Below are 20,830 nucleotides of genomic sequence, written 5' to 3' on the forward strand. Positions count from 1 at the left end.
TCACGAAAAAAAGGAGACACGCACATGCAACGCCGCACCCTCATCCAAGGCGCCACCGCCCTGCTCGCCGCGACCGCCCTGCCCGCCTCCCTGGCCCAGGGAGGCAACTGGCCGACCGGCAAGGCCATCACCTACCTGGTGCCCTTCCCGGCCGGTGGCACCACCGACACCCTGGGCCGCCTCATCGCCCAGAAACTGGGCACGGCGCTGGGCACCAGCGTGGTGATCGACAACAAGGGCGGGGCCGGCGGCAGCGTGGGCTCGGAGATCGCGTCGCGCGCCGCACCGGACGGCTACACCTTGCTGGGCGGCACCATCAGCTCGCATGCGATCAACGTGAGCATGTATCCCAAGATCGGCTACGACCCGGTCAGGTCCTTCGCGCCGGTTACCCTGATCGGCACCAACCCGGTGGTGCTGGTGGTGAACCAGGCCAGCCCCTACAAGACGCTGAAGGACGTGATCGAGGCCAGCAAGGCCAAGGCGGCCAGCGGCGGCCTGTCGTCCGCCTCGGCGGGCACCGGCACCTCGCAGCACCTGTCGCTGGAACTCCTGGCCTTCAAGTCGGGCGTCAAGTTCACCCACGTGCCATACAAGGGCAGCGGCCCCGCCATCCAGGACGTGATCGGCGGCCAGGTCGAGATGATGTTCGACACCACCGTGGTGGCCGCGCCGCACATCCAGAGCGGCAAGCTGCGCGCCATTGCCGTCACCTCGCCAAAACGGCTGGCGTCCATGCCCGACGTGCCGACGGTTGCGGAGTCGGGCATCAAGGGTCTGGAAGATTTCTCGGTGCTGTCGTGGCAGGCCATCTTCGTGCCGGCCGGCACGCCGGCGCCGATCGTGGACCGGCTGCACACCGAGATCCGCAAGATCCTGGCCGAGCCCGAGATGCAGACCAAGCTCAAGGGCTTCGGCATGGAGCCGGCCGACATGACGACCGCGCAGATCGCCGCCTTCCAGAAGGCGGAGGTCGAGAAGTGGGCGCAGGTGATCAAGGCGGCGAACATCAAGGCCGAATAGAGCCGAACAGAGCGCGGCGGCCGCCGGCACGGCCTGGGGAGAAACGCTCACAGGCCGGCCCCAGCGGCTGGCTAGAATCGCGCTCCCCTCTACCCAATACCCAGAAGCTGCCTTCGAGGCTGCCCCCCGCTCTTGCCGTCCGAACGCCTCTCCCTCCTTGCGCAATACCTGGCGCCCAAGCAGGCCCTGACCTCCTTTGCCGGCTGGGTGGCGGGCAAGGAGCGTGGTGCCGTCACCACCTGGATCGTTCGCCGCTTCGTCGCCAAGTACGGCGTGAACATGGGCGAGGCGCTGGACGCCGACATCGCCAGCTACGCCAGCTTCAACGACTTCTTCACGCGGGCGCTCAAGCCCGGCGCCCGCCCCATCGCCGATGCGGCCCTGGTCTGCCCGGTGGACGGCGCCATCAGCCAGTTCGGCGCCATCGAGGCCGGGCAGATCTTCCAGGCCAAGGGCCACCAGTACAGCGCCACCGCCCTGGTCGGCGGCGACGCGCAACTGGCCGCGCAGTTTGCCAACGGCAGCTTCGCCACGCTCTACCTGAGCCCGCGCGACTACCACCGCATCCACATGCCCTGCGACGGGCGCTTGCTGCGCATGATCCATGTGCCCGGCGAGCTGTTCTCGGTCAACCCCGCCACGGCGCGTGGCGTGCCGGGGCTGTTTGCCCGCAACGAGCGGGTGGCCTGCGTTTTCGAATCCACGCATGGCCGCACCTTCGTGCTGGTGCTGGTGGGCGCCACCATCGTCGGCAGCATGGCCACCGTCTGGCACGGCGTGGTGAACCCGCCGCGCGTCAAGAAGGTGCGCGAATGGGACTACAGCGGCCAAGGAATCGAGCTGAAGAAGGGCGAGGAGATGGGCCGCTTCCTGCTGGGCTCGACCGTGGTCATGCTGTTTCCGGCGCCGCGCCTCCAGTTCAATCCGGGCTGGGCGCCCGGCGGCGCGATCCGGCTGGGCGAAGCGATGGCGCAAGACTGGCCGGCCTGAAATGTTGGCCATCCCGCAGCCCGCAGCCAGCTTGTATCCGTAGCTACAAAAGTCGTAGCAGGCGGTCTTTTCTTGCGCTATAGTCGCCGGCCCGATTCACCTGCCGAGCAAGTGACTAGGGCCTGTTCACACTATTTACGGGGTCGCGAAGGCATGCCAAAGCGGGCAAATCAAGGCGCACGACGCCGCGTGTGCGTCGGCACACGCAAGGCGTGCAACGCGGAGTTGGCCGCTTTGGCATGCCTTCCCTTCGGGTTGGCACGCATTGGGGCCGTCTGCGGCGTTGCCCGCGCTTGCAATGCTTCAGCATTGCTGCGCGCGGGCGTCTTGCATCCAGCCCCAATGCGGGCCAACGCGATCCCCATAAATAGTGTGAACAGGCCCTAGCTAGCGGCAGCGCCGCCCAGGAGACCCATTTCAGATGAGCACGAAGGAAACCGCGGCCATCAGCCAGTTGCTGGCACTCCTGGAAGCGCGCTACGCCATGCGCGTGCTGTGGGCCCTGCGCGACGGCCACGCCCAGACCTTCAGGCTCTTGCAGGACAGCGTGGGCGGCATCACACCCAATACGCTCAATACCCGCATCAAGGAACTGCGCGAGGCCGGCATCGTGGCCCATGGCAGCGAAGGCTACAGCCTCACCCTGAGCGGGCAGGACCTGCTCAAGCGCCTGTCCGACCTGCAGGCCTTTGCCGCCCGCTGGCAGCTGGGCCAGGGCCGCAAGACAGCGCCTGCAGCCGCGGCGCCGGCTGCTCCTCGATAGGGCGGCTGCCTTAAACTTCGCCCCTTTCAGCGCATTCAAGGAGCCCACCCATGCCCACCTCCACGCCTTCGGGCCTGCAATACGAAGACACCACCGTCGGCAGCGGCGCCGAAGCCAAGGCCGGCCAGCATGTGCATGTGCACTACACGGGCTGGCTCTACAACGACGGCGTGCAGGGCGCCAAGTTCGATTCCAGCCGCGACCGCAATGATCCCTTCGCCTTTTCGCTGGGCGCGGGCCAGGTCATCAAGGGCTGGGACGAAGGCGTCGCCGGCATGAAGATCGGCGGCCATCGCACCCTGATCATCCCGCCGCAGCTGGGCTACGGTGCCCGTGGCGCCGGCGGCGTGATTCCGCCCAACGCCACCTTGAAGTTCGACGTCGAACTGCTCGACGCGCATTGAGACGCTGAGCCCGGATCAGCGGCGAGCATTGAATTCGGCGCCCCGGGCGCCCAAGTACAAAAGGCGGCCTGCGGGCCGCCTTTTTGCCGCCCGCCGGCGCGCAAATTTCTGTCTTGAAAAGCGCAAGTGCGGCCCCACCTAGGCCGCAATTGTTTTCATATTCCTGCTTGGCCGACATTTGGCCGACCTATCGATGATGTCTGAAGCTCAAAAACCCGAACAGCCCAACCTCCAGGACGACGTCAGCCCGGAAGAACTCGAAGCGGCGATGGCCGCCAACGAGGCTGATGCACAGCAGGCCCTGGCCCAGATCCAGGGCGAGCTGGCGGCGCTGGAAGCCAAGAATGCCGAGCTGGCCGACCAGTTCCTGCGCGCCCAGGCCGACGTGCAGAACGCCCGCCGCCGCGCCGACGACGAAGTGAGCAAGGCCCGCAAGTTCGCGGTGGAAGCCTTTGCCGAAAGCCTGCTGCCAGTGACCGACAGCCTGGAAGCCGGGCTGGCCGTGCAGGACGCCACCCCCGAGCAGCTGCGCGAAGGCGCCGAAGCCACGCTGCGCCAGCTCAAGAGCGCACTCGAGCGCAACAAGGTGCTGGAAATCGCACCGGCCCCGGGCGCCAAGTTCGACCCGCACCAGCACCAGGCCATCTCGATGGTGCCGGCACCCGGCCAGGAGCCCAACACCGTGGTGGGCGTGCTGCAGAAGGGCTACACGATTGCCGACCGGGTCCTGCGCCCGGCGCTGGTCACCGTCAGCGCGCCCAACTGATCCACAAGATATCCCCGCTGCATCCCTTGAATCCGGCAGGGTTATCCACAAGTTCAACACAACAAATTCTTTAGATCTCAGGAGTAAGCAACATGGCCAAAATCATCGGCATCGACCTCGGCACCACGAACTCGTGCGTCTCGATCATGGAGGGCAACACCACTCGTGTGATCGAGAACTCCGAAGGCGCGCGCACCACGCCTTCCATCGTTGCCTACCAGGAAGACGGCGAAGTGCTGGTCGGCGCGTCGGCCAAGCGCCAGGCTGTCACCAACCCGAAGAACACGATCTACGCCGTCAAGCGCCTGATCGGCCGCAAGTTCGACGAGAAGGAAGTGCAAAAGGACATCGACCTGATGCCCTACTCCATCGTCAAGGCCGACAACGGCGACGCCTGGGTCGAGGTGCGCGGCAAGAAGCTGGCTGCCCAGCAGATCAGCGCCGAGATCCTGCGCAAGATGAAGAAGACCGCCGAGGACTACCTGGGCGAGCCGGTGACCGAAGCCGTGATCACGGTGCCGGCCTACTTCAACGACAGCCAGCGCCAGGCCACCAAGGACGCCGGCCGCATCGCCGGCCTGGACGTCAAGCGCATCATCAACGAGCCCACCGCGGCGGCCCTGGCCTTCGGCCTGGACAAGCAGGACAAGCACGACCGCAAGATCGCCGTGTATGACCTGGGCGGCGGCACCTTCGACATCTCGATCATCGAAATTGCCGACGTCGACGGCGAGAAGCAGTTCGAAGTGCTGTCGACCAATGGCGACACCTTCCTGGGCGGCGAAGACTTCGACCAGCGCGTGATCGACTACATCATCAGCGAGTTCAAGAAGGACCAGGGCGTGGACCTGTCCAAGGACGTGCTCGCGCTGCAGCGCCTGAAGGAAGCGGCCGAGAAGGCCAAGATCGAGCTGTCCAACAGCACGCAGACCGACATCAACCTGCCCTACATCACGGCCGATGCCTCGGGTCCGAAGCACCTGAACATCAAGCTGACCCGCGCCAAGCTGGAAAGCCTGGTGGACGAGCTGATCGAGCGCACCATCGCGCCCTGTCGCACCGCCATCAAGGATGCCGGCGTGTCGGTCAACGACATCAGCGACGTGATCCTGGTGGGCGGCATGACCCGCATGCCGAAGGTGCAGGAGAAGGTGAAGGAATTCTTCGGCAAGGACCCGCGCAAGGACGTGAACCCCGACGAGGCCGTGGCCGTCGGCGCCGCCATCCAGGGCCAGGTGCTCTCGGGCGACCGCAAGGACGTGCTGCTGCTGGACGTGACCCCGCTGTCGCTGGGCATCGAGACCATGGGCGGCGTGATGACCAAGATGATCGCCAAGAACACGACCATCCCGACCAAGTTCGCGCAGACCTTCTCCACCGCCGACGACAACCAGCCGGCCGTGACCATCAAGGTGTTCCAGGGCGAGCGTGAAGTGGCCGCTGGCAACAAGCTCTTGGGCGAGTTCAACCTGGAAGGCATTCCGCCGGCCGCACGCGGCACGCCGCAGATCGAGGTGAGCTTCGACATCGACGCCAACGGCATCCTGCACGTGGGCGCCAAGGACAAGGGCACCGGCAAGGAAAACAAGATCACCATCAAGGCCAATACCGGCCTGTCGGAAGAAGAAATCCAGAAGATGGTGAAGGATGCCGAGCTGAACGCGGCCGAGGACAAGAAGAAGGTCGAGCTGGCGCAGGCGCGCAACCAGGGCGAAGCCATGGTGCACAGCGTGCGCAAGTCGCTCACCGAGCATGGCGACAAGCTGGACGCCGGCGAGAAGGAAAAGATCGAGGCGGCCATCAAGGAGCTCGAGGAAGTCGTCAAGGGCGAGGACAAGTCGGCCATTGAAGACAAGACCAACGCGCTGATGACGGCCAGCCAGAAGCTGGGCGAGAAGATGTACGCCGACCAGGCGGCCGCCGCAGGCGCCGCTGCGCAAGGTGCGGGCGGCCATGATGCCGGCGGCGCATCGGGCGCGGCGGCTGGCGACGACAACGTGGTCGACGCCGAAGTCAAGGAAGTGAAGAAGGGCTGATTCGACAGGCCCATTCAAGGCTGGACGACCGTGCAAGGTGGTCCAGCCTTTTTCCGTTCTAGCTAGCCAGATCCCACGACGACGACGCGACCGACCATGTCCACCAAACGCGACTACTACGAGATCCTCGGCGTTCCCAAGAACGCGAGCGATGAAGAACTCAAGAAGGCTTATCGCAAGCTTGCGATGAAGCACCACCCCGACCGCAACCATGGTGACACGGCCAAGGAATCGGAAGCCAAGTTCAAGGAGGCCAAGGAGGCCTACGAGATGCTGTCGGACGGCCAGAAGCGCGCGGCCTACGACCAGTACGGCCATGCGGGCGTCGACCCCAACATGCGCGGCCCCGGCGCGGAAGGTTTCGGCGGCTTCGCGGAAGCCTTCGGCGACATCTTCGGCGACGTGTTCGGCGGCGGCGGCCGCGCGCGCGGCGGACGCCAGGTGTTCCGCGGCAACGACCTCAGCTACGCGATGGAGATCACGCTGGAGGAAGCGGCCGAAGGCAAGGACGCGCAGATCCGTATCCCCAGCTGGGACGAATGCGGCACCTGCCACGGCTCGGGCGCCAAGCCCGGCACCAAGCCCATCACTTGCACCACTTGCCACGGCGCCGGCGCGGTGCAGATGCGCCAGGGCTTCTTCAGCGTGCAGCAGACCTGCCCGCAATGCCGCGGCACCGGCAAGATCATTCCCGAGCCCTGCACCACCTGCCATGGCCAGGGCAAGATCAAGAACAACAAGACGCTGGAAGTGAAGATCCCGGCCGGCATCGACGACGGCATGCGCATCCGCAGCACCGGCAACGGCGAGCCCGGCACCAACGGCGGGCCGCCGGGCGACCTGTACATCGAGATCCGGCTGAAGAAGCACGAGATCTTCGAACGCGACGGCGACGACCTGCATTGCGTGGTGCCCGTCGCCGTGACCACCGCGGCGCTGGGCGGCGAGATCGAGGTGCCCACACTCAAGGGCGCGGCCGCCATCGACATTCCCGACGGCACGCAAAGCGGCAAGCAGTTCCGCCTGCGCGGCAAGGGCATCAAGGGCGTGCGCTCGAGCTACCCGGGCGACCTGTACTGCCACGTGCGGGTGGAGACGCCGGTCAAGCTCACCGAGCACCAGCGCAAGCTGTTGAAGGAACTCGACGAATCCCTGAAGAAGGGTGGCAACAAGCACAGCCCGACGGACAAAGGCTGGTTCGACAAGGCCAAAGAGTTTTTCAGCTAGTGCCCGCCCCCCGGCTTTTCACTTCGCTTCGCTGCGTGTAATTCGCCACCCCCCGAGGGGGCGACCCCACCTGAGGCCCGGCAAAGCCGGTTCCTCGGTGCGGGACTGGCTGAAGCCCTGCGGGCTAGCGGCGCTTGCTGGAAGGGGCCGCCGATGCTCATGCCCCTGGCTCCAACTCACGGTTTCGCAATCGCGGGCGGGCGCTATTTCAGGACGCCAAGCCCGCGCCCGGCCGCATCGCCAGTTCCTTGAGCGCTGGCTGCGCCGGCGCCTCGGGCACCACCTCGAAACCCACCTGCCCCCGCATGACGCGCGTGCGCACGCCGGCGATCAGATCGACGAAGCGCCGAGCCTGCTCGGGTTGACGGGCCTTTGCACTGACAGCGGCGCAGTACACCGTGGCCAGTTCGAACTGCGGCGGCAACGCACCCAGCAGAGAGATGCCCTGCGTATAGCGGATCTGCGTGATCTGCGCGCAGCCGAGCGCACCGCCGCGGCCATCGGCAGCCAGCTCGCGCATGGCTGCGGTGCCGTCGGGCAGGCAGCGCAGGCGAGGCATGACCTGGTCGTCGATGCCCAGTTCATGCAGCATCAATCCGAAGTGAATGCCAGCCGTCGAACGGTGGATGTCGGCGCAATAGACGGTGCTGGCAGCCAGCAGGGTGGCTTTCAGGTCTTCCGTGGTCGAAACCCTTGGCCGCGGCGACTCGCCGCGCATCGCCAGGCCGGTACGCACCCGGCCCAGGGCACCTTCCGAACCGGGAAGCAGCCGGCCGGCGGCCTGCAATTGCGCCACCAGCGGCGCCGTCACGATCAGCACGTCGCAGGGAGCGCCGGCGAGAAAGGCATCGCGCATGGCGCCGACGGAGCCGAAGCGACTGTCGATCCGGGCCCCGGTGAATTCAAGGAACACGCCCTGAAGCGCCCTGACCAGACCCTGCGCCGCCCCGGCGCACAGCACGTTCACGAGACGACCCTGGCGTTGGCGCATCGCGTCGAGCGATTGCCGCACTCGCCGCGATCGCCGCCGATGAGGCCTGAGAGGATGTGTCCGAACAAGGCCATTTCCGCTCCATTCTTATTTGGTTCGCTTTGGCGTCTTATGACCCCAAAGCCGGCCCAATATAGCGGCCGTCGCGGTGCCGGTCAACGACCGGCCGGGCGCAACCCGCCCGAAACATTCTAGTAGCCTAAAAGGTTTCGCCTGACGTGCGTGAGGTGATCCAGGCACAGCTGGGCCGCGCGGGCGCCGTCGCGATCCCGCAGCGCCGCGACCAGCGCACGGTGCTCGAGCTGGTAGGCCTGGCGCCGCTCCGGCGTGGCGGTGCGCCGCTTGAGCATGCCCCATTCGCTTTGCGCGCGAACCTCGTTCATGCGCTGGAACACGGTGGCGATGAAGGTGTTGTGCGCCGCGTCGGCGATAGCCTCGTGCAGTTTGCCGTCCCACAGCTCGAAGTCCTCGATGGTGGCGGCCGCCTCGCCCTTGGCGCAGCATTCGTCCATGCGTTCGAAATCGGCTGCGGTGGCATTGCCCACCACCATGCCGATGATGGCCGGCTCCAGCACCAGCCGCGCACTCATCAGCTCGGCCGGGCTGGTGGCCAACGGCGAGGCGCTGCTGGCGATCTGCGCCAGCGCGACGCCCACTTCCTCGGTGACATAGGTGCCGCTCCCCACCGTCTGGGTGATCAGGCCCTTGCCCTTCAGTTCGGCCAGCACGCGGCGCACGGTGGAGCGGCTCAGGCCGTACTGCTCGCTCAGATCCCGCTCGGTCGGCAGGCGATGACCGGCGCGCCAGGTGCGCGATTGCAGGTTCTCCAGGATGGTCTGTCGCAGTGTCAGAGCGCTGTGCACTTTAGATCTACCCTCAGAAATTGGATAAGCAGCCCCGCATGCGCTGCCTTCATGGTGATGCGCTGATTTTATTGCCCATTTGGTACTCGATTGGTAGCATTTGTGCCAACCAGGAGATCAATTTTGCGGATCGCGACCTTTCACCACCAAGGCCGGCGCCAAGTCGGCATCGTTGCAGACGACCTGCTGAGCGTGGCACCTTTCCAGTGGACCGAGGCACGGGCACTGCGCGGCGCGCAGGCCCTGATCGAAGATGGCGTTCAAGGCCTCGAGAGCCTGACGCTCACCAGCGCCCCGGTGCCGATGGATCAGCTGCGGCTGGAGGCCCCGCTGCCGCTGCCCCGGCGCAACATCTTCTGCGTCGGACGCAATTACCACGCCCACGCCAGGGAACTGGCCGGCTCGGTGTTCAAGGACAACACGCCAAAGGCGGACGCTTGGCCGATCGTCTTCACCAAGGTGCCCGAATCGGTGACCGGCCCGCACGAAACGGTGCGCCTGCCGGGCGCGCAGGTGTCGGACCAGATCGACTACGAGGCCGAACTCGCAGTGGTCATCGGCCGCGGCGGGCGCAACATTGCGCGCGCCGATGCGATGGCCCACGTGTTCGGCTACACCATCATCAACGACGTGACCGCGCGCGACGTGCAGATGCGCCACCAGCAATGGGACCTGGGCAAGAGCTTCGACACCTTCTGCCCCATGGGCCCGTGGATCGTCACCGCCGACGCGATGAACGGCAGCGACACGCGGGTGCGTTGCTGGGTCAACGGCGAGCTGCGCCAGGACGCGCAGACCACCGACCTCATCTTCGACATCCCCTCCCTGATCGAGACCTGCTCGCGCGGCATCACGCTGTACCCTGGTGACGTGATCGCGACCGGCACCGCCGCCGGCGTCGGCCAAGGCTTCGCACCGCCGCGCTATCTGAAGGCGGGCGATGTGGTGCGCATCGAGATCGACGGGCTGGGCGCGATCGAGAACCGCTTCGAGTGAGAACATCCCGACTTCCAACGAAAGACCGATCCATGCCCAGCACCCGCCGCAGCCTGCTGCAAATCGCCACGGCACTTGCCGTCAGCACGACCTGGTCCATCGGCGCACTTGCCCAGAGCACCTGGCCCAGCAAGCCGCTCACGATGATCGTGCCCTTTCCGCCGGGCGGCGTGGCCGACACGGTGGCGCGGCCGGTGGCCGAGGCGCTGTCGCGCGAGCTCAAGCAAACGGTCGTGGTGGAAAACCGGGCCGGCGCCGGCGGCGCGGTGGGCATCGGCCACGTGGCGCGCGCGCCGGCCGATGGCTACACGGTGCTCTTGAGCCTGTCCTCCATTTCGATCCTTCCGGAGGCCGACGCGCTGCTGGACCGCAAGCCCGCCTACCAGATGAACCAGTTCAAGCCGATCGCACGCTTCACCGCCGACCCGACGGTGCTGGTGGTGCGCGCCGACGCACCATGGAAGAACATGGCCGAGTTCCTGGCCGACGCCAAGGCCAAGCCGGCGGCCTACAACTACGGCAGTTCCGGCAACTACGGCACCATGCATGTGCCCATGGAGATGCTGAAGAACACGGCCGGCTTTCGCATGACGCACATTCCCTATACCGGTGCGGGCCCGGCCATCGTCGCCCTGCTGGCCGGCCAGGTGGATGCGATCGCCACCGGCCCTTCGACCGTGGCCCAGCAGATCAAGGCCGGCAAGTTGCGCGCGCTGGCGCATTGGGGCGACCGACCGCTGGCTTCCCTGCCCGAAGTGCCCAGCCTCACGCAACTGGGCTACCCGGTGAGGTTTGCGCAATGGTCGGGGTTGTTCGTGCCGGCAGCCACGCCCGATGACGTGATCGCCAGGCTGCGCACTGCCGCGGCGCGGGCGGCCGTCGACCCGGCGGTGGTGCAGGTGATCGAGAAAGCCGGCAGCCCGATCGCCTACCTCGATGCGCCCGATTTCCAGGCCTACTGGGATGCGGACGCACGCACCATGACTGGCGCAGTCCGAAGAATCGGGAAAGTCGAGTAGAAATGCTGCACTGCAGGCAAAAAAAGCAGCCCGTTGGCTGCTTTTTTTGCATTACCGAAGTGTGATCGGTGCTGCAGAGTCTTCAATTCTAATTCCGGATGCAACAGTTGCGGAAATAGTTTTCCTCACAGTTTCGTTTATTACTTATAGATTATGAGAATGAGCGCGGCACGCAACCCGGCGGACCGGATCGCACGCCTGACTCGCCCCCATTCTCCAAGGGGGAAATGAGCGTCTTGCGGCCCTCGCTGCACACTTTTTCACGTTCTATCGATATGCCTGTCGGCGACATCAAATGCTGTCGCGTTTTGTCGGGAACTTTTGCACTCGAGCCACGTTCTCAATTTAAAAAACAATTCCACGGTTTCGTTTTGTTGTTTACGATGTGGAGCAGGTTTGAAGCTTAATGAGGGATTTTCCAAGGGCATGCAAACGACGCTGAGCACATTTCTTGCGGAAGCAGCGGTAGCGTGCGGCACGGAAGGTCCGGGCAGCGCCCACCCTTGACTGTCGTTGGAGGTGTGAACATGGATGTCATCAGCAACTTCGCAGCCCGTTACGAGCGGACTCGGGAAGAGGTTCTTTCACTCCAGGAATACCTGGAGATCTGCAAACGAGACCCCAGCGCCTACGCCACCGCGGCCGAACGCATGCTGCAGGCCATCGGCGAGCCGGAACTGGTCGACACGCGCAACGACCCGCGCCTGTCGCGCGTCTTCTCGAACAAGATCATCAAGCTCTACCCGGCCTTCAAGGAGTTCTATGGCATGGAAGACGCCATCGAACAGGTGGTGTCCTACTTCCGGCACGCAGCCCAGGGACTGGAAGAAAGGAAGCAGATCCTCTATCTGCTGGGCCCGGTCGGCGGCGGCAAGAGCTCGATCGCCGAGCGGCTCAAGCAGCTCATGGAGCACGTGCCCTTCTATTCGCTGAAGGATTCGCCGGTCAACGAGTCGCCCCTCGGCCTGTTCAACGAGACCGAGGACGGCGAGATCCTCGAGAAGGAATACGGCATTCCGCGCCGCTACCTGCAGCGCATCCTCTCGCCCTGGGCGGTGAAGCGGCTGGAAGAGTTTGGCGGCGACATCCGCCAGTTCCAGATCGTCAAGCGCTTCCCCTCGGTGCTGCGCCAGGTGGCCGTGGCCAAGACCGAGCCGGGTGACGAGAACAACCAGGACATCTCCTCCCTGGTCGGCAAGATCGACATCCGCAAGCTCGAGACCTATGCGCAGAGCGACCCGGATGCCTACGCCTATTCCGGTGGCCTGTGCCTGGCCAACCAGGGCCTGCTCGAGTTCGTCGAAATGTTCAAGGCACCGATCAAGGTGCTGCATCCCCTTCTCACGGCCACGCAAGAAGGCAACTACAAGGGCACCGAAGGCTTCGGCGCCATCCCCTTCGACGGCATCGTGCTGGCCCACAGCAACGAGAGCGAATGGAAGGCCTTCCGCAACAACAAGAACAACGAAGCTTTCCTGGACCGCATCTACATCGTGAAGGTGCCCTACTGCCTGCGCGTCTCAGAAGAAATCAAGATCTACGAGAAGCTGGTGCGCAACTCCTCGCTGGCTCACGCGCCTTGCGCCCCAGGCACCTTGCGCATGATGTCGCAGTTCGCGGTGCTGACCCGCCTGAAGGAGCCCGAGAACTCCAGCATCTTCAGCAAGATGCTGGTGTACGACGGGGACAACCTGAAGGACACCGACCCCAAGGCCAAGTCGATCCAGGAATACCGCGACTACGCCGGCGTGGACGAAGGCATGGCCGGCATCTCCACGCGCTTTTCCTTCAAGATCATCTCGAAGGTGTTCAACTTCGACAGCTCCGAGATCGCAGCCAACCCGGTGCACCTGATGTACGTGCTGGAGCAGCAGATCGAGCGCGAGCAGTTCCCGCCCGAGACCGAGCAAAAATACCTGTCCTACATCAAGGAGCTGATCGCGCCGCGCTATGCGGAGTTCATCGGCAAGGAGATCCAAACCGCGTACCTGGAGAGCTATTCGGAATACGGCCAGAACATCTTCGACCGCTACGTCACCTATGCCGACTACTGGATCCAGGACCAGGAATACCGCGACCCCGACACCGGCGAGGTCTTCGACCGCGGCTCGCTCAACACCGAGCTCGAAAAGATCGAGAAGCCGGCAGGCATCAGCAACCCGAAGGACTTCCGAAACGAGATCGTCAACTTCGTGCTGCGCGCGCGGGCCGGCAACGCGGGCAAGAACCCGCTGTGGACGAGCTACGAAAAGCTGCGCACGGTGATCGAGAAGAAGATGTTCTCCAACACCGAAGAGCTGCTGCCGGTGATCAGCTTCAACGCCAAGAGCAGCGCCGACGAGTTGAAGAAGCACGAAGACTTCGTCAACCGCATGGTCAAAAAGGGCTATACCGCCAAGCAAGTGCGCCTGTTGTGCGAGTGGTATCTGCGCGTTCGCAAGAGTTCATGAAGAATGACGGGTGACGCCCAAGAAGCGTCACCCACTGAGGAGAACAATCCTTGTCCGTGCTTCAGCAGATCATCGATCGCCGGTTGTCCGGAAAGAACAAGTCCATCGGCAACCGCGAGCGCTTCCTGCGCCGCTACCGCGAGCAGATCGGCGAAGCAGTCAAGCGCGCTGTCAGCGGTCGCGGCATCCGCGACCTGGAACAGGGCGAAGACGTCACGTTGCCCCGTCATGACGTGTCCGAGCCCGTGTTCGGCCACGGCGAGGGCGGCAACCGTGAGTATGTGCACCCCGGCAACCGCGAGTACGTCAAGGGCGACCGCATCGAGCGCCCGCAAGGCGGCGGCGGGGGCGGCGGCGGATCGCAGGCTTCCGACAGCGGCGAGGGCGAGGACGACTTCGTCTTTCGCCTGACCAAGGAAGAGTTTATGCGGGTCTTCTTCGAGGACCTGGCCCTGCCCCACCTGGTGCGCACCCAACTGGCCGAGGTGCCCGAATGGAAGAGCCACCGGGCCGGCTTCGTCACCGACGGCATGCCCAGCAATCTGCACGTGGTGCGCTCCATGCGCGGCGCGCTGTCGCGCCGCATCGCGCTTGGCGGCGAACCCCGGCGCGAGCTGCGCCAACTCGAGGAACACCTCGCCAAGCTCCAGCGCAACCCGCGCGCGCAGGACGACGCGCTGATCATGCGCGAGATCAAGGAGACCGAGCTCAAGATCGAGGAGATGCGCAAGAACATGAAGCGCATCCCCTTCCTCGACCCGATCGACCTGCGCTACCGCAACCGGGTGCGCGTGCCGGTGCCCTCGGCCAGGGCCGTGATGTTCTGCCTGATGGACGTGTCCGGCTCCATGGACGAGGCGCGCAAGGACATGTCCAAGCGCTTCTTCATGCTGCTGTACCTGTTCTTGACGCGTCACTACGACAAGATCGACCTGGTGTTCATCCGGCATCACACGCAAGCCACTGAAGTCACCGAGGACGAGTTCTTTCACACCACCGAAACCGGCGGCACCGTGGTGTCGAGCGCGCTCAAGCTCATGCACGACATCGTGAAGGCGCGCTATCCGAGCAACGAGTGGAACATCTACGGCGCGCAGGCCAGCGACGGCGACAACTGGCACCAGGACAGCGGCCAGTGCCGCAAGATCCTCGACGAGCAACTGCTGCCGCTGGTGCGCTATTACGCCTATGTGCAGGTGGCCGACGCCGAGCAGAACCTGTGGGAGGAATACGTTCAGCTGGCCGACGCCCACAAGAACTTCGCCATGCGCAAGGTGGCGGATGCGCAGGACATCTACCCGGTGTTCCGCGATCTGTTCAAGAAGGAGGGAGCGCCGGCATGACAAGCGACGTCGAAAAAAAGCCCAGCGGCAAGGCACGCGAACCACTGCCCAGCCCCTCGGACTGGACCTTCGAGCTGATCGAGCAATACCACGGCGAGATCGCCCGCGTGGCGCGCGGCTACAAGCTCGACACCTACGCCAACCAGCTGGAGATCATCACCGCCGAACAAATGATGGATGCCTACGCCTCGGTGGGCATGCCGGTCATCTATCGCCACTGGTCCTACGGCAAGCAGTTCATCTCGACCGAGAAGAACTACCGGCGTGGCCACATGGGCCTGGCCTACGAGATCGTCATCAATTCCGACCCCTGCATCGCCTATCTCATGGAAGAAAACACCATGGCGATGCAGGCCCTGGTGATTGCCCACGCGGCCTACGGCCACAACAGCTTCTTCAAGGGCAACTACCTGTTCAAGATGTGGACCGATGCCTCGTCCATCATCGATTACCTGGTCTATGCCCGCAACTACATCTCCGAGTGCGAGGAAAAGCACGGCCTGGCGGCGGTCGAAGACCTGCTCGATTCCTGCCACGCGCTGATGAACCACGGCGTGGACCGTTATCGCCGGCCGCAGAAGCTCTCTCTCGCCCAGGAACAGATCCGCCGCGCAGATCGCGAGCACTACCTGCAGCAGCAGGTGAACGACCTGTGGCGCACCCTGCCACGGCGCAGCGGGCTGGAATCGAGCGAGGAAGTCAGCAAGCGCTTCCCGGCCGAGCCGCAGGAAAACCTGCTCTATTTCATTGAAAAGAACGCGCCCCTGCTCGAGCCCTGGCAGCGCGAGGTGGTTCGCATCGTGCGCAAGGTGGCGCAGTACTTCTACCCGCAGCGCCAGACGCAGGTGATGAACGAGGGCTGGGCCACCTTCTGGCACTACACCCTGCTCAACACGCTGTACGACGAAGGCCTGCTGGCCGACGGCTTCATGATCGAGTGGCTGCAGTCGCACACCAATGTGGTGTTTCAGCCGCCCATCGGCCACCGGGCCTACAGCGGCATCAATCCGTACGCGCTGGGCTTTGCCATGTACACCGATCTGCGGCGCATCTGCGAGAAGCCGACGGAAGAAGACAAGCGCTGGTTCCCCGACCTGGCGGGCAGCAACTGGCAGACCTCGCTCGACTACGCCATGCGCAACTTCAAGGACGAGAGCTTCATCGGCCAGTTCCTGTCACCCAAGCTGATGCGCGACTTCCGCTTCTTTGCCGTTGCCGACATCGAGGATGAGCCCGAGCTCGAGGTTGCCGCCATCCATGACGACAGCGGCTATCGCCAACTGCGCGAAGCGCTCTCGCGCCAGTACGACCTGAACCATCGCGAGCCCAACATCCAGGTATGGAGCGTCAACCTGCGCGGCGACCGCTCATTGACCTTGCGGCATACCCAGCACAACGACCGCCCGCTCAACAAGGAGGCCAACGAAGTGCTCAAGCACGTGGCGCGCCTGTGGGGCTTCGACGTGCACCTGGAGAGCGTGGACGGGCGCGGCCACATCACCCGCTACAAGGCAACCGCCCCAGGGTGATGAGGCCTCCCGGCTTCTCACTTCGCTTCGCTCGACCTACTCAGAAACGCGTACCAGCGCCTCGATGGCCAGCTGGTAGCCCTTCACACCCAAGCCGACGATGATGCCGCGCGCCACCGGCGAGATGTAGGAGTGGTGCCGGAAGGATTCGCGCGCGTGCACGTTCGAAATGTGCAGCTCGATCAAGGGCACGTTGGCGCCCTTGATCGCGTCGTGCAGCGCGATCGAGGTGTGGGTGTAGGCGCCCGGATTCATCACCACGCCCAGCATGCGCCCGGCGGCAATCTCGCGGCCGGCCTCGTGGATCCAGTCGATCAGCTGCCCTTCGTGGTTGGACTGGCGGCAGTCCACTTCCACGCCAACGGCCTTGCCGGCTTCCTTGCACAACTGCTCGACGTCGGCCAGGGTTTCGTGGCCGTAGGTGGCGGGCTCGCGGGTGCCGAGCAGGTTGAGATTGGGGCCGTTGAGGACAAGGATCTTCTTCATGATGCTTCTTGGCGTGAGAGTCGATGTCAGTACTGTATCTGCGCCACGGCCCGCAGTTCCTCGGGCGTGGCGCTGCCAAAGCCGAAGAACTCCAGGTAGGCCGGAATCATCTCGAACAGCATGTCGGTGCCCACTTGCACCATGCAGCCCTTCTCACGTGCCGCGCGCAACAGCGGCGTGTATTCCGACTTCATCACCACCTCGCCGACGAAGCTCGAAGGCGAGATGCGGTCCACGTCGAAGGGCAGCGGGTCGCCCTCCTTCATGCCCAGCGGCGTGGCATTGACCACCACGTCAAAGCCGGCCGGATCGTTGGAGCCGGTGCTGACCTTGAGCTGCGGGTAGTGGCTGCGCAGCCGCGTCGCCAGCGCCTCGACCGAGGCCGCGTTCAGATCGAACAGGGCCATCTCAGCCACGCCCGCGGCCGCCAGCGACGCCGCGATGGCGCAGCCCACGCCGCCCGCGCCCGACACCAGCACCCGCGTGCCCTGCAGTGAGCGGCCCTTGCGCTCCACGCCGCGCACGAAGCCGGCGCCGTCGAACTGGTCGCCCAGCAGGCTGCCGTCGGGACGCAGCAGCACCGCGTTGCAGGCGCCGGCGATGCGCGCGGTGGTCGTCACCTCATCCACCAGGCCCATGGTCGTCACCTTGTGCGGCATGGTGACCAGGGCGCCGCGCAGATTGGTGAGCTGGGCCAGCGACTTCAGCACCTGCGGGTAATGCTCGGCCTTGACGCCCATGGGCATCACCACGGCATCGATGCCCTGGCGCTCGAACCAGGGGTTGTAGATCATCGGCGCCTTGAAGGACTCGGTGGGGTAGCCCAGGTGCGCAATGAGGGTGGTCTTTCCGCTGATCATGGTCGGGGGGCCGAGAAAGGGTCTGATGGAGGCAAGGAGGCACCACTTTAAGTCCGCACCCGGCCTGTCGCCAGCGCCAGACCGCGCGCATGCGCATTGAGCGATCGGAGTCGATCGATGATCGATCCTTTTTCGGGTTCACGATCAGAAAGGGATGGGCGCCGTATAGTGCCCGCCAGACTCAACACACCGATCGAACCACCATGAAAACACGTGCCGCCGTCGCCTGGAAATCCGCCGCGCCCCTGACCATCGAAACCGTCGACCTGGAGGGCCCGCGAGCCGGCGAAGTGCTGGTGGAGATCAAGGCCACCGGCATCTGCCACACCGACTACTACACCCTCTCGGGCGCCGACCCCGAAGGCATCTTCCCGGCCATCCTCGGCCACGAAGGCGCCGGCATTGTGGTCGATGTAGGACCGGGCGTGACCACGCTGAAAAAAGGCGATCACGTCATTCCGCTGTATACGCCCGAATGCCGCCAGTGCAAGTTTTGCCTGTCGCGCAAGACCAACCTGTGCCAGAAGATCCGCGCCACCCAGGGCAAGGGCCTGATGCCCGACGGCAGCAGCCGCTTCTCGATCGACGGCCAACCGATCTTTCACTACATGGGCACCTCCACCTTCAGCAACTACACGGTGGCGCCCGAGATCTCGCTGGCCAAGATTCGCGAGGACGCGCCCTTCGACAAGGTTTGCTACATCGGCTGCGGCGTCACCACGGGCATCGGCGCCGTGATCTTCACCGCCAAGGTCGAGGCGGGCGCCAACGTGGTGGTGTTCGGCCTGGGTGGCATCGGCCTGAACGTGATCCAGGGCGCCAAGATGGTGGGCGCCGACAAGATCATCGGCGTGGACATCAACCCGGCGCGCGAGGCCATGGCGCGCAAGTTCGGCATGACGCACTTCATCAACCCGAAGAACGTCGACAACGTTGTGGATGCCATCGTGCAGCTCACCGACGGCGGCGCCGACTACAGCTTTGAGTGCATCGGCAACACGCAGGTGATGCGCCAGGCGCTGGAGTGCACGCACAAGGGCTGGGGCCGCAGCATCATCATCGGCGTGGCCGAAGCGGGCGCCGAGATCAGCACGCGCCCCTTCCAGCTGGTGACCGGCCGCAAATGGGAAGGCTCGGCCTTCGGCGGCGCGCGCGGGCGCACCGACGTGCCGAAGATCGTCGACTGGTACATGGAGAACAAGATCAACATCGACGATCTGATCACCCACACCATGCCGCTGGAAAAGATCAACGAGGGCTTCGACCTCATGAAACGCGGCGAGTCGATCCGCGGCGTCGTCATCTACTAGCCATGCGAGCCACGCACCGCGTCCGCGCCGGCGTGCTCGAGGTGGCCTACCACCAGGCCGGGCCGGCCGACGGCCCGCCGGTGGTGCTGATGCATGGCTTTCCCTACGACATCCACGCCTACGCCGAGGTGGCGCCGCTGCTGGCGGCCCAGGGCTGCCGCGTCGTCGTGCCCTACATGCGCGGCTACGGAACCACGCGTTTTCTCGATGCCGCCACGCCGCGCTCCGGCGAGCAGGCGGCTTTCGGCGCCGACCTGCTGGCGCTGCTGGACGCCCTGGCAATTCCGCGCGCCGTGCTGGCCGGCTATGACTGGGGCGGGCGCGCCTGCTGCGTGGTGGCGGCGTTGTGGCCCGGGCGTTGCGCGGGCCTCGTTTCCTACAACAGCTACAACATCCAGAACATTGCGCGCGCCATGGAGCCGGACCTGCCGGAAAGCGAGCACCGGCTCTGGTACCAGTACTACTTTCACAGCCAGCGCGGGCGCGTGGGCCTGGAGCGGGATCGGCGTGCCATCGCGCGGCTGCTGTGGCGGCTGTGGTCACCCAGCTGGCCATTCGACGACGCCACCTTCGAGCGCAGCGCCGCCGCTTTCGACAACCCCGACTTCGTCGAGGTGGTGATCCATTCCTATCGCCATCGCTTCGGCCTGGTGCCGGGCGATCCGGCCTACGCGGACATCGAGGCGCGCCTCGCAGCGCAGCCACCCATCGGCGTGCCCTGCATCACCTTCGACGGCAGCGACGACGGCGTGCGCGAACCCGCCGATGTGCAGCAGCATGCGGATCGCTTCGCCGGCCCGCGCTCGCACCGCATCGTGCCGGGCGCCGGCCACAACCTGCCCCAGGAAAAACCGCTGCTCTTTGCCGATGCCGTGATGGAACTGGTGGCCAACAACACGCCATGAGCTTTCTTTTGCAGACACTTTCCGAACACCGCTGCTTTGGCGGCGTGATGGGCTTTTACGAACAAGCCTCGCGCGAAACCGGCCTGCCGATGCGCTTCTCGGTCTTCCTGCCGCCGCAGGCCCAAGACGGGCGACCCGTGCCGGCCCTGCTTTACCTGGCCGGCCTCACCTGCACCGAAGAAACCTTCATGATCAAGGCCGGTGCGCAACGCCTGGCGGCCGAACTGGGCCTGGCGCTCATCGCGCCCGACACCAGTCCGCGCGGGCCGGCCGTCGAAAGCCTGCCGGGCGCAACGGCCAGCTGGGACTTCGGCATCGGCGCCGGCTTTTATCTCGACGCCAGCGAGGAACCCTGGGCCACGCACTGGCGCATGGAAAGCTGGCTCCTGAACGAGCTGCTGCCCGGCGCGGCGCAGCACTTGCGCCTCGACACCGCGCGCATCGGCGTCTTTGGCCACTCCATGGGTGGCCATGGGGCGCTGACCCTGGCCTTGCGCCATCCGGGTCGGTTCAAGTCGCTCTCCGCCTTCGCGCCGATCTGCGCGCCCAGCGAGTGCCCGTGGGGGCAGAAGGCTTTTGGCAACTACCTTGGCAAAGACAATTCGGCCTGGCTCGCACACGATGCCAGCGCGCTGATGCAGTCGCAAACGGCGCCGCCCTACCCCGGCGGCATCCTGGTCGATCAGGGCCTGGCCGACAAATTCCTGGCCGAGCAACTGCACCCCGAGCGCCTGGAGGCGGCCTGCCGCGCGGTGGGCCAGCCGCTGCAACTGCGACGGCACGCGGGCTACGACCACGGCTACTACTTCATCCAGAGCTTCATGGCCGACCACCTGGCGCACCACGCCAAGGCCCTGGGCCTCGCCTAA

General features: G+C 65.1%; 19 protein-coding genes. 15 read left to right on the forward strand and 4 right to left on the reverse strand.

The features are described from left to right. The first annotated feature begins 24 nt into the window (after positions 1 to 24). The 7 genes from ACIPRI_RS01470 to dnaJ all read left to right on the forward strand — a co-directional run bounded on the left by ACIPRI_RS01470 (position 25) and on the right by dnaJ (position 7,209). Positions 25 to 1,023, forward strand: a complete 999-nt coding sequence (locus ACIPRI_RS01470) for a Bug family tripartite tricarboxylate transporter substrate binding protein (protein WP_446587767.1) — start codon at positions 25 to 27, stop codon at positions 1,021 to 1,023. Positions 1,024 to 1,155: 132 nt separating this feature from the next. Further along, positions 1,156 to 2,013, forward strand: a complete 858-nt coding sequence (asd, locus tag ACIPRI_RS01475; protein WP_446587769.1) for an archaetidylserine decarboxylase — start codon at positions 1,156 to 1,158, stop codon at positions 2,011 to 2,013. 421 nt (positions 2,014 to 2,434) lie between these two features. Further along, positions 2,435 to 2,776, forward strand: coding sequence for a winged helix-turn-helix transcriptional regulator (locus ACIPRI_RS01480; RefSeq protein ID WP_446587771.1), 342 nt, complete (start codon positions 2,435 to 2,437; stop codon positions 2,774 to 2,776). Positions 2,777 to 2,826: 50 nt separating this feature from the next. Then, entirely contained in the window at positions 2,827 to 3,180 is a 354-nt protein-coding gene (locus ACIPRI_RS01485; protein ID WP_446587773.1) for an FKBP-type peptidyl-prolyl cis-trans isomerase, read from the forward strand. 196 nt (positions 3,181 to 3,376) lie between these two features. After that, positions 3,377 to 3,946: a nucleotide exchange factor GrpE gene (gene grpE, locus ACIPRI_RS01490; RefSeq protein ID WP_446620348.1), complete on the forward strand. Its 570-nt coding sequence runs from the start codon at positions 3,377 to 3,379 to the stop codon at positions 3,944 to 3,946. A 92-nt stretch (positions 3,947 to 4,038) separates the two neighbouring features. Continuing rightward, positions 4,039 to 5,982 carry a molecular chaperone DnaK gene (dnaK, locus tag ACIPRI_RS01495; protein ID WP_446587776.1) on the forward strand — a complete coding sequence of 648 codons (1,944 nt, stop codon included), beginning with the start codon at positions 4,039 to 4,041 and terminating at the stop codon, positions 5,980 to 5,982. Positions 5,983 to 6,078: 96 nt separating this feature from the next. Further along, entirely contained in the window at positions 6,079 to 7,209 is a 1,131-nt protein-coding gene (gene dnaJ, locus ACIPRI_RS01500; RefSeq protein ID WP_446587778.1) for a molecular chaperone DnaJ, read from the forward strand. A 208-nt stretch (positions 7,210 to 7,417) separates the two neighbouring features. On the opposite strand, the gene ACIPRI_RS01505 is transcribed toward dnaJ, so the two are convergent. Then, positions 7,418 to 8,176: a molybdate ABC transporter substrate-binding protein gene (locus tag ACIPRI_RS01505; protein ID WP_446587781.1), complete on the reverse strand. Its 759-nt coding sequence runs from the start codon at positions 8,174 to 8,176 to the stop codon at positions 7,418 to 7,420. A gap of 215 nt (positions 8,177 to 8,391) precedes the next feature. Beyond that, positions 8,392 to 9,063 carry a FadR/GntR family transcriptional regulator gene (locus tag ACIPRI_RS01510; RefSeq protein ID WP_446587783.1) on the reverse strand — a complete coding sequence of 224 codons (672 nt, stop codon included), beginning with the start codon at positions 9,061 to 9,063 and terminating at the stop codon, positions 8,392 to 8,394. 123 nt (positions 9,064 to 9,186) lie between these two features. Between ACIPRI_RS01510 and ACIPRI_RS01515 the strand changes: the two genes are divergently transcribed. The 5 genes from ACIPRI_RS01515 to ACIPRI_RS01535 all read left to right on the forward strand — a co-directional run bounded on the left by ACIPRI_RS01515 (position 9,187) and on the right by ACIPRI_RS01535 (position 16,400). Continuing rightward, positions 9,187 to 10,059: a fumarylacetoacetate hydrolase family protein gene (locus ACIPRI_RS01515; protein ID WP_446587785.1), complete on the forward strand. Its 873-nt coding sequence runs from the start codon at positions 9,187 to 9,189 to the stop codon at positions 10,057 to 10,059. A 32-nt stretch (positions 10,060 to 10,091) separates the two neighbouring features. Continuing rightward, positions 10,092 to 11,078, forward strand: a complete 987-nt coding sequence (locus ACIPRI_RS01520; RefSeq protein WP_446587787.1) for a Bug family tripartite tricarboxylate transporter substrate binding protein — start codon at positions 10,092 to 10,094, stop codon at positions 11,076 to 11,078. 527 nt (positions 11,079 to 11,605) lie between these two features. Further along, positions 11,606 to 13,528 carry a PrkA family serine protein kinase gene (locus tag ACIPRI_RS01525; protein WP_446587789.1) on the forward strand — a complete coding sequence of 641 codons (1,923 nt, stop codon included), beginning with the start codon at positions 11,606 to 11,608 and terminating at the stop codon, positions 13,526 to 13,528. A gap of 50 nt (positions 13,529 to 13,578) precedes the next feature. After that, positions 13,579 to 14,871: a YeaH/YhbH family protein gene (locus ACIPRI_RS01530; RefSeq protein WP_446587791.1), complete on the forward strand. Its 1,293-nt coding sequence runs from the start codon at positions 13,579 to 13,581 to the stop codon at positions 14,869 to 14,871. Beyond that, positions 14,868 to 16,400, forward strand: a complete 1,533-nt coding sequence (locus tag ACIPRI_RS01535; protein WP_446587793.1) for a SpoVR family protein — start codon at positions 14,868 to 14,870, stop codon at positions 16,398 to 16,400. The genes ACIPRI_RS01530 and ACIPRI_RS01535 overlap by 4 nt, the downstream gene beginning before the upstream one ends. Positions 16,401 to 16,436: 36 nt before the next feature. On the opposite strand, the gene aroQ is transcribed toward ACIPRI_RS01535, so the two are convergent. Together aroQ and ACIPRI_RS01545 are read right to left on the reverse strand one after the other, a co-directional pair. After that, complete coding sequence (gene aroQ, locus ACIPRI_RS01540) at positions 16,437 to 16,886, reverse strand: type II 3-dehydroquinate dehydratase (protein WP_446587795.1); 450 nt, start codon at positions 16,884 to 16,886, stop codon at positions 16,437 to 16,439. Between the two features lie 26 nt (positions 16,887 to 16,912). Further along, complete coding sequence (locus tag ACIPRI_RS01545) at positions 16,913 to 17,746, reverse strand: shikimate dehydrogenase family protein (RefSeq protein WP_446587797.1); 834 nt, start codon at positions 17,744 to 17,746, stop codon at positions 16,913 to 16,915. 203 nt (positions 17,747 to 17,949) lie between these two features. On the opposite strand from ACIPRI_RS01545, the gene ACIPRI_RS01550 reads away from it, so the two are divergent. Genes ACIPRI_RS01550 through fghA form a run of 3 tightly spaced genes read left to right on the forward strand, consistent with a single transcriptional unit; the run spans position 17,950 to position 20,830 of the window. Further along, positions 17,950 to 19,056, forward strand: coding sequence for an S-(hydroxymethyl)glutathione dehydrogenase/class III alcohol dehydrogenase (locus ACIPRI_RS01550; RefSeq protein ID WP_446587799.1), 1,107 nt, complete (start codon positions 17,950 to 17,952; stop codon positions 19,054 to 19,056). A gap of 2 nt (positions 19,057 to 19,058) precedes the next feature. After that, positions 19,059 to 19,961 carry an alpha/beta fold hydrolase gene (locus ACIPRI_RS01555; RefSeq protein ID WP_446587801.1) on the forward strand — a complete coding sequence of 301 codons (903 nt, stop codon included), beginning with the start codon at positions 19,059 to 19,061 and terminating at the stop codon, positions 19,959 to 19,961. Then, positions 19,958 to 20,830: an S-formylglutathione hydrolase gene (fghA, locus tag ACIPRI_RS01560; protein WP_446587803.1), complete on the forward strand. Its 873-nt coding sequence runs from the start codon at positions 19,958 to 19,960 to the stop codon at positions 20,828 to 20,830. Before ACIPRI_RS01555 ends, fghA begins: the two co-directional genes overlap by 4 nt.

This window comes from Variovorax sp. LARHSF232, assembly GCF_052871435.1.

Excerpts from the sequence above, each read along its gene's own strand:
- ACIPRI_RS01470 (WP_446587767.1), top strand. The coding sequence starts at position 25 with ATGCAACGCCGCACCCTCATCCAAGGCGCCACCGCCCTGCTCGCCGCG.
- ACIPRI_RS01480 (WP_446587771.1), top strand. The coding sequence starts at position 2,435 with ATGAGCACGAAGGAAACCGCGGCCATCAGCCAGTTGCTGGCACTCCTG.
- ACIPRI_RS01485 (WP_446587773.1), top strand. The coding sequence starts at position 2,827 with ATGCCCACCTCCACGCCTTCGGGCCTGCAATACGAAGACACCACCGTC.
- grpE (WP_446620348.1), top strand. The coding sequence starts at position 3,377 with ATGTCTGAAGCTCAAAAACCCGAACAGCCCAACCTCCAGGACGACGTC.
- dnaK (WP_446587776.1), top strand. The coding sequence starts at position 4,039 with ATGGCCAAAATCATCGGCATCGACCTCGGCACCACGAACTCGTGCGTC.
- dnaJ (WP_446587778.1), top strand. The coding sequence starts at position 6,079 with ATGTCCACCAAACGCGACTACTACGAGATCCTCGGCGTTCCCAAGAAC.
- ACIPRI_RS01520 (WP_446587787.1), top strand. The coding sequence starts at position 10,092 with ATGCCCAGCACCCGCCGCAGCCTGCTGCAAATCGCCACGGCACTTGCC.
- ACIPRI_RS01525 (WP_446587789.1), top strand. The coding sequence starts at position 11,606 with ATGGATGTCATCAGCAACTTCGCAGCCCGTTACGAGCGGACTCGGGAA.
- ACIPRI_RS01535 (WP_446587793.1), top strand. The coding sequence starts at position 14,868 with ATGACAAGCGACGTCGAAAAAAAGCCCAGCGGCAAGGCACGCGAACCA.
- aroQ (WP_446587795.1), bottom strand. The coding sequence starts at position 16,886 with ATGAAGAAGATCCTTGTCCTCAACGGCCCCAATCTCAACCTGCTCGGC.
- ACIPRI_RS01545 (WP_446587797.1), bottom strand. The coding sequence starts at position 17,746 with ATGATCAGCGGAAAGACCACCCTCATTGCGCACCTGGGCTACCCCACC.
- ACIPRI_RS01550 (WP_446587799.1), top strand. The coding sequence starts at position 17,950 with ATGAAAACACGTGCCGCCGTCGCCTGGAAATCCGCCGCGCCCCTGACC.
- ACIPRI_RS01555 (WP_446587801.1), top strand. The coding sequence starts at position 19,059 with ATGCGAGCCACGCACCGCGTCCGCGCCGGCGTGCTCGAGGTGGCCTAC.
- fghA (WP_446587803.1), top strand. The coding sequence starts at position 19,958 with ATGAGCTTTCTTTTGCAGACACTTTCCGAACACCGCTGCTTTGGCGGC.